This window comes from Paenibacillus sp. GCM10027629, from assembly GCF_042676425.1.
Lineage (GTDB): Bacteria > Bacillota > Bacilli > Paenibacillales > Paenibacillaceae > Paenibacillus_K > Paenibacillus_K terrigena.
This window is the reverse complement of sequence record NZ_JBHTGZ010000009.1, coordinates 1,454,555-1,467,227: the sequence shown is the minus strand read 5'-3', so window position 1 is coordinate 1,467,227 and position 12,673 is coordinate 1,454,555. Positions and strand designations below refer to the sequence as shown.

Genomic DNA, 12,673 nt, shown 5'->3' with positions numbered 1-12,673 from the left:
GACATCATGAAAGGGTGAGTAGTTCCATGAAGAAAGAAAGGATGTGGGGAGTGATCGTGCTCAGCAGCATGATGGTCCTCTCCGCATGCGGACGTTCAGAGTCAACGACAATCAAGACGGATCAGGGCACGATGACAGTCACAGGCGATCAGAACGGGGATAGCGTGTCCATTACCGGCAAGACTAGTGATGGGAAAGAAATCAAGTCTGAATACTCTACGACTGAAATGCCCAAGGATTTCCCACAAGATGCTCCGATTCCGAAAGGGTTTCAATTGAAGGGCTCAGCCAGGTCGGAACAAAACGGCGATATCTCTGTGATGGTCACCTGCAGCGGCGAAGCGAAGGTCGATACGGTGGTTCAGCAGATTACAGATTATTTGAACGCCGGTGGATTTAAAGACATTAACAGCTTTACTGTGGATGCATCAGCAACGCTTGGTGGTAAGAAAGACGGAACGGATTTCTCAGCCATTATCGCAAGAGATGAGAGCACGGGAACAGTGGATCTCATCATCACTTACGTATTGAAAAGCACCCCATAACCTAGACGATGAGCCGCCTTCAAGCAGAAGGTGGCTTTTAAATTATACAATTTTACCCATTTGTGATGCGATTTTATCCGTTGACAGTCCTAGATTAGCTATCTATAGTACTAGTTATGATGACAACAAATATTTCCAAAAAGTCCAACCGTCAGAAAGCAGTGGAAGCTGCAGCCGAATTGTTCTTGCACAAAGGGTATCATGATTCGAGTATGGATGAGGTCGTGGCGATAAGCGGCGTGTCCAAGTCTAATATCTACTATCACTTCAAGAGCAAGGAGGAATTGACGTTAGAGGTTATTGCGTGGCGCATTGCAAGATATGAACTGCTGATCGATGAAATAACTGCGCTGCAGCTAGGGGTTGCGAATAAGATCGATATCTTATTCGAGATGTTGTATCGCGAAATCAACGAACGGAATTGTGTTGGGGGGAACCCGTTCATTTCGCTATGGAATCAAGTATCGATAGATGCACGATTAATTAGAACACAAATTCAAGATTTTTTTGAGCGGAAATCACAAGTATTTCGAACCTTGATCATGCAAGGGACGGAAGAAGGGACGTGGTCAGCCCATCTTCCGATTGAATCGACGACGGTGCTGCTGGTCTCATCCCTTGAAGGAGCGCTCGTCCTTGCAGAAGTCCATCAAAATGCGGCTGTGCTGCTTGAAGTGAAAAGCGCTTTTTTACAGATCATGCACGGATATAACCGGAAGGTTGATGGGGCATAGGTCTTATCAAGAACGACGCGTGTTTTTATCCTTATCATCTCCTTGAGATTGTAATACGTACGGTCGAGATAGAGAGTCGTTTCATTGTGTTGACATCAAACAGGTGGCTTCGCTATAGTGAAGGAACGATTAGTCCAGGAAAAGGAGGAATCAGGGTGACTTCGATCTATGATTATTCTGCAGCACGTATTACGGGTGAAGAGAAAGCGCTTGTCGATTATACCGGGAAGGTACTGCTCATTGTGAATACAGCGAGCAAATGTGGGTTTACACCTCAATATGAAGGGCTTGAGTTATTGTATCGTACCTACCGGGATCAAGGGTTTGAAGTGTTAGGCTTTCCAACGAACCAATTCATGTCACAAGAGCCAGGCACAAATGAGGAAATCGAATCGTTCTGTCAATTGAATTATGGTGTTACATTTCCCATGTTCGCCAAGATTCATGTTAATGGAAGCTCGGCACATCCACTGTACAAGTTCTTGAAGAAGGAAGCGAAGGGCGTGCTCATTAACGATATCAAATGGAATTTCACAAAATTCCTTGTTGATCGGAGTGGGCAGGTTGTTCGTCGATATGCTCCAACGGTTGAGCCGAAAAATATCGAGGATGATATTCGGGCATTATTAGCACAATAGAATGCTATCGGAAGTGGGTTATTCATGAACTATGAGTAATCCGCTTTTTTTGTTGATTAAAATTCCTAAATACATTGAAAAAATACCATAAAAATAATTGTGAATCGAATAAGATGAGAGCTATAACATTATTGTAAGCGCTCTATCGATTGGAATTAATAACAATGAAAGGGTGATTGTGATGCGTAGAGAGATCACTGCACTAATCGAACAAATGACATTAGAAGAAAAAGCGGGGTTATGCTCGGGACTTAATTTCTGGCATACAAAACCTGTTGAACGTCTTGGCATTCCATCCATTATGGTAACGGACGGGCCGCATGGCCTACGCAAACAGGATGGGAATAGCGATCATTTGGGGCTACTGAATAGCGTTCCTGCAACATGCTTCCCTTCAGCTGCAGGTATGGCCTGTTCTTGGGATCGCGATTTGATGTATCAAGTCGGTGTTGCGCTCGGTGAGGAGTGTCAGGTTGAGAACGTTGGGGTACTGCTCGGTCCGGGTGTGAACTTGAAGCGCTCACCACTCTGTGGACGGAATTTCGAATATTTCTCGGAAGATCCATACCTCACTTCAGAAATGGCAACGCAGCACATTCTTGGGGTACAGAGCCAAGGCGTGGGGACGTCGTTGAAACATTTTGCTGTGAATAATCAAGAGCATCGCCGCATGTCGGTCAATGCCGTCGTCGATGAGCGCACGATGCATGAATTGTATCTGACTTGTTTCGAGACCCCTGTGAAGAAAGGCAAGCCGTGGACCGTCATGTGTTCTTACAACCAAGTGAACGGCGAGTTTGCATCACAGAATGAATACTTGCTTACAGAAATTCTGAAGAAAGAATGGGGTCATGATGGTTTCGTCGTCTCGGACTGGGGGGCGGTAGTGGACCGTGTGAAAGGGTTAGCAGCAGGTCTTGAGCTTGAAATGCCGTCGACGAACGGATATTCAGACCGCAAGATCGTGCAAGCCGTACAAAATGGAGAACTTGCTGAAGAGGTCTTGAATGATGCGGTAGCAAGATTGTTAGAAATTATATTCAGAGCAGCAGACAACGCGAACCCAGATGCGACTGTGGATCTGGAAGCCCATCATCGACTTGCGATGGAGGTGGCGCAAGAAAGTATGGTGCTGCTGAAAAATGATGGTGCGATTCTACCGCTTCATGCAGAGGGTAAACTTGCTATTATTGGGGCCTTCGCACAAAATCCACGTTATCAAGGTGGAGGAAGCTCGCATATCAATCCGACGAAACTCGATAACGTCTACGATGAGATTTGCAAAATTGCTGGCGCAAGTGGGCAGATCACCTATGCTCCAGGCTATAACTTAGACAACGATGATATCGATGCTACGGCCGTGCAACAAGCGAAAGAAGCAGCCATGGCGAGCGATGTTGCTGTGGTATTCGCAGGATTGCCTGATCGTTATGAGTCGGAAGGCTATGATCGCAAACATCTTAAGATCCCGGCCAACCAGCGGCAGCTCATCGAAGCGATTGCTGAGGTGCAGCCGAATATCGTTGTGGTGCTTATGAACGGATCAGCGATTGAGATGCCATGGATCCAATCCGTGAAAGCTGTACTTGAAGGGCATTTGGGCGGGCAAGCGTTAGGTGGTGCCATCGCGAACCTGCTCTTCGGGCTTGTGAATCCATCGGGTAAACTCGCGGAGACTTTCCCGATGCAGTTGGAGCATAACCCATCCTATTTGAACTTCCCAGGGGTTGGCGATATCGTTGAATATAAAGAAGGGCTCTTCGTCGGTTATCGCTATTACGATGCGAAGCATATTGAGCCGTTGTTCCCGTTCGGATATGGTCTTAGCTATACGACCTTCGAATATTCGAACTTGGTTGTGGATCGTACGTCGATGTCGGATCAAGATACGGTTACGGTTCAAGTGAATGTGAAGAATACGGGCAGTATCGCAGGGAAGGAAATCGTTCAGCTCTATGTTCGCGATGTCGAATCGAAGGTGATTCGTCCAGAGAAAGAACTGAAAGGATTTGTTAAAGTTGATCTCGGGTCTGGAGAAGAGAAAGTCGTAAGCTTCACACTTGATCGCAGAGCCTTTGCGTATTATAACGTTGAGCTGAAAGATTGGCATGTTGAAACCGGTGAATTCGATATCTTGATTGGCAAGTCGTCGCAGCAAATCGAGCTTCAGGAGCGCATTCATGTGGAATCTTCTGTAGAACTGAAGCGCAGCTTTACCCGGAATTCGACGTTCGGGGATATAATGAGAGATCCATTTGGAGCGCAAATTGCAGAACCATTGCTTCGGAAGTTCCGAGAGCAATCAGGGCTTGGTGATGGTCTCGAAAATGATGCGCCAGAAATGATGCTGGCGATGATGAATGATATGCCAATTCGTGCATTGCTTGCTTTTGCACAAGGGGCGTTTACGGATGAAATGCTCGATGGTCTGCTTATGCAGCTAAATGGAGCAAATGCTTAAATAACAGATTACGTGATGAGCAGAACCGGGGTCTTGCCTAAATGGCAGGTACCCCGGTTTTTTTCGCATGTACGGTCTATATGATCGCTGATAGGGTGATGGGTAGATGGTAATACTGGGGAGAGGATCCTGCTTGCCCATTATCTCTTACGGCTGTGCTAAATTAAATGTGGAATGTGGTTGTTCATTAAGGCGGTTCGGGCTACAATGGAGCATGCATAATAAATAGCAAACGGAGGCGAACAAATTGTCCATGATGGTGATCGAAATTTTCGGCATTGCCATATTAGCAGGTATTGTCGGATCCGTCCTTGGTCTTGGAGGCGGGATCGTCGTAACACCAGCACTGACGATGCTATTCGGGGTCGATATTAAGCATGCTATTGGCGCGAGCATAATATCTGTCATTGCGACTTCAAGCGGTTCAGCGATTGCGTACATAAGAGATCGGATTACAAATTTACGCGTTGGGATGTTCCTGGAGGTTGCAACGACGGTCGGGGCGATTACAGGTGCATTTATCGGAGGATTGTTGGCTCCGAGTGTCCTTTATATTATTTTCGGTGTATTACTGATGTATTCTGCGTACGCGATGGTGAAGAAGACGAAGCAAGAGCTTCCGCAGGAGGTACCGCTTCATCCGGCAGCTGCCCGCTTAAATTTACAAGGGGAGTATTACGATAAGGCGCTTCAGAAGTCCATTTCGTATAATGTGGATCGCGTATACAGTGGATTTGGTGTCATGTATGGAGCTGGCGTCATTTCTGGACTGCTCGGCATTGGAAGCGGCAGCTTCAAGGTGATGGCGATGGATGTGTTTATGAAGCTGCCGCTCAAAGTATCCAGTGCAACGAGCAACTTCATGATGGGCGTAACCGGAGCGGCTAGTGCGGGAGTGTATCTGTTCCGAGGCGAAATTAATCCATTCTACGCCGCACCGGTAGCGCTCGGTGTATTAATTGGGGCAACGGTCGGTGCGAGAATTATGCAGCGAATGAAAAGTCGTACGATTCGCAAAATCTTCATCCCGGTGATGGCCTATGTTGCGATTCAAATGATACTGCAAGGATTGGGGATCAAATTATTATGAGTGAAGAACGAATGAAAAATCAAGGTAGTGAAGAGAAAATCATCTCAGCCGAAATTGTAGTCAGCAAAGTGCTGCGTATTGGTGTACTCGTAAGCGGCTTTGTCATCCTGCTGGGACTCATCTTATATCTTGCTGCTGGAGATAGCGGCTATCCTGCAGATACGTATCCAACGACGCTAATTGGAATCTTGCAGGGGACAGGAAGCTTGAAACCTGCCGCTGTGATCCTATTCGGGTTGTTCCTTCTTATTTTGACTCCTGTGCTTCGCGTAGGCATTACGATTCTTGTATTTGTAAAGGCGAAGGATTATCTGTATGTCGGCATTACAAGTCTTGTCTTTATTATTCTGATTATCAGTCTGCTCCTCGGCAAAGCTGGTTAATGGCTAACCTAACATTCATGTGATAGAATATTCACTAGCTTGCCTTCAGGTAAGTTGAAACTATCGTTCTAGGAAGTGAAACCAAGATGATTGATATACATACGCACATACTCCCTGGAGTAGATGATGGGGCAGCGAATTGGAACGATGCGATGAATATGGCTAGAGCGGCTGTAGCAGAAGGCATAACGACGATCATTGCAACGCCACATCATGCAAATGGAAGATTCACGAATACCGCATCGGGAGTCGTAGAGCTCGTAAGTCATATGAACGAGCAGTTCCAAGTAATGGGCGTGCCTCTAACGATTCGCTCAGGACAAGAAATTCGGTTACATAGGGATCTATTAGATGCTTGGTTTAGAAAAGAATTACTTCCACTGGCCGAGTCACGTTATGTACTGATTGAGTTGCCTTCCTCAAGCATTCCGAAGGAGATGGTTGAGTTGATCCATGAGCTTAACATCATGCAGCTAAAACCCATTATTGCTCATCCTGAACGAAATGCGGAAATAGTGAGGCATCCAGATCGACTGGCGCAGCTGATTGAAGTAGGCGCTTACGCACAGGTGACAACACATTCATTACTTGGTGGCTTTGGAAGACAAATTGAGAAAACGGCTTGGCTGCTTTGCAGAAGAGGCCTTATTCATATCGTATCTTCGGATGCCCATCATGTGGATCGTAGAGGATTTCGATTGCGTGAAGCCTATGAAGTTATTCGCGAGCGTATGGGACAGCCATGGGAGAAGTATTTTCTAAATAATGCGCAATGTATTATTGAAGACTTGCCTTTTGAGAGCAAGCCAGAGGAAGAACCTTTTTCGGAAGGTATCATGCAACGAATACGTTCCTATTTTCGATAGGTATAGGACGGCTGCACTGCTTTAAATGAATGAATTGGGAATAGAGTAACGATAGGATAGCCGTTTTATATTACTGAAGTTGCGAATTTATCCTGGTTTTTGCGCAATTATCCTGAATTGTGATCCTATGGTAAGGAAGTGTGACTAAGAAAACAGAAATTACAGGATTTTAATGAAAATTTGTAACCCAAGCACCTCCATGATTTCATGGAAAAGCTTGGTTTTTTTATTTTTCTGAAATAGTTAAGCGTTTTCATAAAGTTTTTTTAATCAATATGTTGTTGCAAAACTTGTCGAAATTTACTTTTTGTCCTGTTTTTATAGGACGGTGACCAATAGTCCCTAGTTCCGAACAAAATGAGAGGGATTTTCTGTACATATTCAAAAATGATTCATAGACGAAATCCCTTATCTCATAAGGGAAAGATGTGGTAATTCGCTACCCACAAATTAATCCCAAAACAGCAATAATCATTCAACTTAAAAACCGGATTTTTATGACAAAATTCTAAGTTTTGGTACTGGATTGGTGAAAATAATGTTAGTTTTTAAAATAAATTAGGAGCGCTTAACCATGTCTTTATCCCCTCAAGAAAAGTTATCATTTGTGGCATACTATTAATCAAAGGACATTCAATCTTGGCATCATCTATCTAAAGTTGTTTACAAAATTGTAATAATTAAAGGTTTGCTACGATCTAGTGTGGTAGAACTGAATAGTGAATCTCCATTATTCAATGTAAATGAACGTATAACTGGATGAATGGAGGAAGTAAAGCGATGAATTGTTCAGATCGGGAGCAGAAGCGAGTAAGGCTGAAGCAATTTTTGAAGATACTATCCGAAGATCCTTCTCTACGAAATCAAAATGGACAAAAAGATATGAGACCGTTATCAGAGATTCTAATGGTCTCAGGCTATCGGCAATGCGATGATTCGATTGATATGGCTCAATTGTTATCCTTGCTGCTTAGCAAGATAGGACATGCATCCGGATCAGAAGATATGATGGAGTACATCATGCGTGGTGGAAAGGTCGAAGACTTCATGAGTAATGATACATCGTCACGATTTCAGGGATAGCTTTGTACCAATAGATTTGAATCATCCGGTGTAACTATGTCTGAAAGTACGCGAAATGAATAAAGTTGTGCACTTGCAATTCAAAACGAATGATTATCATGAAGTCGTTCGTTTTAACGGATAGATCATACCCAAAAGGTCGCGTTTTGAATAATATAGTAAAAATAGTATTCAAAAAGAACTATTATCTTATCTAACCTATAAGAGACATCACCTAACTAGCAACGGAGGGAACCATTTGGAACTGAAACAATATTGGTTAATTGTCAAAAGAAGGCTGTTATTGATCGCATTGATTGTCGCAGTAAGCTGCTTATCGATCGGGATCTACTCCAATTATTTCATCACGCCACAATATGAAGCTTCTGCGAAGTTAATTGTCAATCAGTACAAGGACAGCGGTTCATTGTTACCGAGTATAGATCTTGGATCCATAAATTCAACAATTGGACTGATCAAAACATATAAAGAAATCATTAAAACACCGCGAATGATGAAAATTGTCGTCAAAGAGTATCCTGATTTAGGTGTGACCTATGGTGAGCTTATCGGAAAAGTCAGTGTAAGCTCCGTGAATGAAACGCAAGTCATGTCCATATCCGTCCAGGATGATTCCTATGCGAAGGCAGCCAATATTGCCAATGCGGTAGCCGTCGTTTTCCAGAAGACGATTCCTAGTTTGATGAAAGTGGACAATGTTTCTGTTTTGGATAAAGCCGACCCACAAGAAAAGCACAGTCCGGTTGCTCCAAATTCGAAGATGAATATTGCTGTTGCCTTCATGCTGGCTTTGATGCTCGGTGTAGGTATTGCATTCCTACTCGATTACTTGGATGACACGATCAAGACGGAAGAAGATATTGAGAATGTGTTAGGGATGCCGGTATTGACTTCCATACCGAAGTTTACAGCAAGAGATATCGATCAAATTCATAAAGATCCGCTAACGCCAACAGTTGGGAGGGATGTAAATGTCTCGCTTGATACCTAAAAAACTCATTACGGAAAGCAATCCGAAATCACCGATCTCTGAAGGGTATCGGATGCTGCGAACAAACATCGAATTCTCGACGATCGACCAGAAACTACAAGTCATCATGGTAACCTCATCCAAACCAAATGAAGGAAAGAGCACGACCTGCGCGAATATGGCGGTTGCTTTTGCTCAAGCGAACAAACGTGTACTCCTGATCGATGCAGATTTAAGAAAACCATCTCAACATCATATCTTCGGTACATCGAATCGGATCGGATTAACGTCGGCTTTGTTTAAACAGAATTTGCTACAGGAAGTGATTCAGTCTACGAATACGAAGAACCTATCGATTATTCATGCTGGGCCTACACCGCCTAACCCATCAGAGTTACTCTCATCCAATCAAATGGCTGGTCTGCTATCAACGACAAGAGGGTTGTACGATGTCATTATCATCGATACGCCACCGATTTTGTCCGTCACAGACGCTCAAATTGTAGCTACCTATAGTGATGGAGTCGTGCTTGTCGTTGATTCGGGAACCGTGAAGAAAGATATTGCCTTGAAAGCAAAAGCTTCTCTAGAGCACGTGAACGCCAAGATTATTGGTGCTGTCCTTAATAACATTAATCGAAATCAATCAGATTCCTATTCTTATTCCTACTATTACGGAGAATGAAAAGACGAATCGTCTGATTCTTAAATTTAATTGCGTGTTCAAAAAGTCGGCTTTTCAGCACCAAGAAGGTTGTGTGAATCCGAAGAAGGAGGAACGGAGTTTAGGCAAAACCTAAATGAGTACCGGACTTCGAGGGTGAACGCAAGATTCGATGCCGAATCCACTACTTGATTCACTTCGTGATCAAAAGATGGCTTTTTGAACAACACCTCTACAAGGAATGAAGAAGGTAATGTCTCCTGCACCTTTATCACCGGAGGCACTCGGTCACACTGTGGGTCAACTGACCTTAGACGCTCGTCGTCAAGGGTGTGATGTGAGGTAGGGTTCAATGCCCTTGTTTTTAGTAACACCTCGGATTTGGTATCTGAAAGTCCGAGCTATGCTTTCCATCGTAAGGAGGGCATAGCTCGCATTTTTAGCATCGCGTTACAATGCGAATAAAAAAATAGGATAGGGTGATTCCAAATGAAAAAAGTAAAAAAAGCCATTATCCCCGCAGCAGGACTAGGTACTCGTTTTTTACCAGCAACGAAAGCGATGCCTAAAGAGATGCTTCCCATCGTCGATAAGCCAACCATCCAGTATATCGTGGAGGAAGCGATTGAATCTGGCGTCGAAGATATCATCGTGGTAACAGGTAAAGGTAAACGGGCGATTGAGGACCACTTTGATATCGCATTTGAGTTAGAACACACGTTAGAGGAAAAAGGGAAATTAGACATTTTGGAGAAAGTGCGCAAGTCGTCCAATGTAAATCTTCATTATATTCGGCAAAAAGAGCCTAAAGGTCTTGGACACGCCGTGTGGTGTGCACGTAATTTTATCGGAAACGAGCCGTTCGCCGTACTGCTTGGAGATGATATCGTCGAAGCAGATGTCCCATGCACGAGGCAGCTGATTGAACAATATGAGCGTACGGGACGTTCAGTCATTGGTGTGCAGACGGTAGGGGCAGATCAAACGCATCGTTATGGAATCGTAGATCCAGGTGAGAGAATGGCTAACCTCTACCAGGTTAATCGTTTCGTAGAGAAGCCGCCGCAAGGACAAGCCCCTTCTAATCTAGCGATTATGGGACGATATGTTCTGACACCTGACATATTTGAGTATCTGGGCAGGCACGAGCTTGGTGCGGGCGGTGAGATTCAGCTTACGGATGCGATCCAGAGATTAAACGTGGATCAAGGGGTATATGCTTATGATTTCCAAGGGATTCGTTATGATGTGGGAGAGAAAATCGGGTTTATTATGACGTCGATCGACTTTGCGCTTCGGAATAATGAGCTTAGACCGCAACTCATGGCGGGGCTCGAGGAGATCATGGAGAGGGAGCTTAGTAAGGCATTAATGACGGGAGGTAGAGTTTAAGCATGAGGTATTCACAATATCGGGAAGAAGCGATTGTAGGCATTGTGGATTATTATTCAAATACAAGAATGAGAGAAGAGAGGATGAATTTATATTCGGTTCTTAAGCGGACCATTGATATCGTCGGTTCATTGGCGGGGTTAATTCTACTAAGCCCACTTCTTCTGCTAGTCGCTTTACTTATCAAATTGGAGGATCCATCTGGGTCAGTCCTATTCTATCAGACGAGAGTAGGGAAGAATGAGAGACTATTCCGGATGTACAAGCTCCGTTCCATGTATACCGATGCGGAAGATAAGTTGAAGGATCTACTCGATAAGAACGAGATCAGTGGAGCAATGTTCAAGATGAAAGATGACCCGCGCGTAACAAAGGTCGGGAAATTCATACGGAAAACGAGCATTGATGAGCTTCCGCAATTATTTAATGTTCTTCGGGGGGAAATGTCCTTGGTAGGACCAAGACCACCTCTTAAAAGAGAAGTTGCAGAATATACGAGGTATGATAAGCAGCGTTTGTCCGTCACGCCTGGATGCACGGGGCTATGGCAGGTTAGTGGAAGAAGTAATCTGAACTTCAAACAAATGGTTGAACTTGATCTAACTTATATTGAGAAAAAATGCATCATGTTCGACATTCGCATTATGTTGCAGACCGTGAAGACGATGCTTGGCTCCAAAGATGCGTTTTAATGAAAAGATGGAGGGGAGATCATGGTAAGAGTCCTTCATATATCGGAATTTACAAAGGGGGGTATTGAAACCCATCTCAATGAAGTATTGAAGTATCAATCGGAGAAACATGATATTTATCTCATAGCATCGGAACAAAACTCTAACAGCAAAACGTTACAGATTAGTTCAGATCGATTGGAACTGTATCCTTATAAGAGGAGCCCGCAATATTTCTTCAAAGCGATGCAATCGATTCATAGGAAGATCAAAGAAATAAATCCGGATATCGTGCATGTCCATGGAACGTTCGCAGGCTTTTTCCTGCGGACGTTACTTTTTTTCAAGAAGAAACGTCCCGTCGTGATTTATTGTTCGCATGGTTGGGCGTTTCTCATGGACACGCAGTCGTGGAAGAGAAGAGTGTTCGCGAGTGTAGAGAAATTATTGTCGCTGCGGACGGATTTCATTATTAACATATCAAAACATGAATATCAGATGTCGCTGAACTATGGGTTGTCTGCCAAGAAATCGGTCGTTGTGTATAACGGCGTATCGAATGCGCCGTCTTCGAATGCATTATCTTTCGATGTGAAGAAAGACAAGATTAATCTACTCTATGTAGGTCGCTTCGATCGACAAAAAGGCTTTGATTTGCTGCTTGAAGTGTTTCGTGAGAATCCATTTACAGATGTTAATCTCTATTTAGTAGGCGATACGGTATTGAAAGATTTTGAATACGATTTTCCAAGTAATGCGGTCAAAATCGGATGGGTAGACAATTCGGAAATCGATCGTTATATGAAAGCCTGCGACGCTGTCATTGTTCCATCCCGTTGGGAAGGGTTCGGTATCGTTGCGATCGAGGCGTTACGGAATAAGAAGCCTGTCATTGCAAGTAATCGTGGCGCGCTGCCAGAGATTGTACAGCATGGAGTCAATGGATATATCTTTGATTTCGACAAGAAAGAAGAGTTGGTTAACATCATTCAGGGGCTATCGAAGAATAAGCTCAAATGGATGGGCGAGAACGGTGAGGAAATATTTAATGAGAAATTCCATTCCGATCAAATGAACAAGCAAATCGAGCGACTATACGAGGATGCCTTGAAGAAACAAGGTGATCGATATTCCGTAACTGTCAAAAAATACGTCTAGATTTACGGGGTTGAAAGA

At 43.9% G+C, this 12,673-nt stretch carries 13 protein-coding genes; all 13 read left to right on the top strand.

Annotated features, from left to right (window positions below):
• The first annotated feature begins 26 nt into the window (after nucleotides 1-26).
• On the top strand, nucleotides 27-545 hold the full coding sequence (locus ACFQZR_RS16220) for a hypothetical protein (protein ID WP_379347608.1): 519 nt from the start codon (nucleotides 27-29) through the stop codon (nucleotides 543-545).
• A gap of 116 nt (nucleotides 546-661) precedes the next feature.
• Nucleotides 662-1,279 carry a TetR/AcrR family transcriptional regulator gene (locus ACFQZR_RS16215; RefSeq protein WP_379347606.1) on the top strand — a complete coding sequence of 206 codons (618 nt, stop codon included), beginning with the start codon at nucleotides 662-664 and terminating at the stop codon, nucleotides 1,277-1,279.
• Nucleotides 1,280-1,434: 155 nt separating this feature from the next.
• Complete coding sequence (locus tag ACFQZR_RS16210) at nucleotides 1,435-1,917, top strand: glutathione peroxidase (protein WP_379347604.1); 483 nt, start codon at nucleotides 1,435-1,437, stop codon at nucleotides 1,915-1,917.
• A 154-nt stretch (nucleotides 1,918-2,071) separates the two neighbouring features.
• A complete protein-coding gene (locus ACFQZR_RS16205) occupies nucleotides 2,072-4,378 on the top strand; it encodes a glycoside hydrolase family 3 C-terminal domain-containing protein (RefSeq protein ID WP_379348882.1) in 2,307 nt (768 codons plus the stop codon).
• 253 nt (nucleotides 4,379-4,631) lie between these two features.
• On the top strand, nucleotides 4,632-5,468 hold the full coding sequence (locus ACFQZR_RS16200) for a sulfite exporter TauE/SafE family protein (RefSeq protein ID WP_379348880.1): 837 nt from the start codon (nucleotides 4,632-4,634) through the stop codon (nucleotides 5,466-5,468).
• A complete protein-coding gene (locus ACFQZR_RS16195; RefSeq protein ID WP_379347602.1) occupies nucleotides 5,465-5,851 on the top strand; it encodes a DUF1634 domain-containing protein in 387 nt (128 codons plus the stop codon). Before ACFQZR_RS16200 ends, ACFQZR_RS16195 begins: the two co-directional genes overlap by 4 nt.
• An 86-nt stretch (nucleotides 5,852-5,937) precedes the next feature.
• Nucleotides 5,938-6,717: a tyrosine-protein phosphatase gene (locus ACFQZR_RS16190; protein WP_379347600.1), complete on the top strand. Its 780-nt coding sequence runs from the start codon at nucleotides 5,938-5,940 to the stop codon at nucleotides 6,715-6,717.
• Between the two features lie 780 nt (nucleotides 6,718-7,497).
• Entirely contained in the window at nucleotides 7,498-7,800 is a 303-nt protein-coding gene (locus ACFQZR_RS16185) for a hypothetical protein (RefSeq protein ID WP_379347598.1), read from the top strand.
• A 238-nt stretch (nucleotides 7,801-8,038) separates the two neighbouring features.
• A complete protein-coding gene (locus tag ACFQZR_RS16180; protein WP_379347596.1) occupies nucleotides 8,039-8,791 on the top strand; it encodes a YveK family protein in 753 nt (250 codons plus the stop codon).
• Complete coding sequence (locus tag ACFQZR_RS16175; RefSeq protein WP_379347594.1) at nucleotides 8,772-9,455, top strand: CpsD/CapB family tyrosine-protein kinase; 684 nt, start codon at nucleotides 8,772-8,774, stop codon at nucleotides 9,453-9,455. The genes ACFQZR_RS16180 and ACFQZR_RS16175 overlap by 20 nt, the downstream gene beginning before the upstream one ends.
• 468 nt (nucleotides 9,456-9,923) lie before the next feature.
• Complete coding sequence (gene galU / locus ACFQZR_RS16170; RefSeq protein ID WP_018755687.1) at nucleotides 9,924-10,826, top strand: UTP--glucose-1-phosphate uridylyltransferase GalU; 903 nt, start codon at nucleotides 9,924-9,926, stop codon at nucleotides 10,824-10,826.
• A 2-nt stretch (nucleotides 10,827-10,828) separates the two neighbouring features.
• Nucleotides 10,829-11,518, top strand: coding sequence for a sugar transferase (locus tag ACFQZR_RS16165; protein WP_379347592.1), 690 nt, complete (start codon nucleotides 10,829-10,831; stop codon nucleotides 11,516-11,518).
• A gap of 21 nt (nucleotides 11,519-11,539) precedes the next feature.
• Nucleotides 11,540-12,655, top strand: coding sequence for a glycosyltransferase (locus tag ACFQZR_RS16160; RefSeq protein WP_379347591.1), 1,116 nt, complete (start codon nucleotides 11,540-11,542; stop codon nucleotides 12,653-12,655).
• The last annotated feature ends 18 nt before the right edge of the window (nucleotides 12,656-12,673 follow it).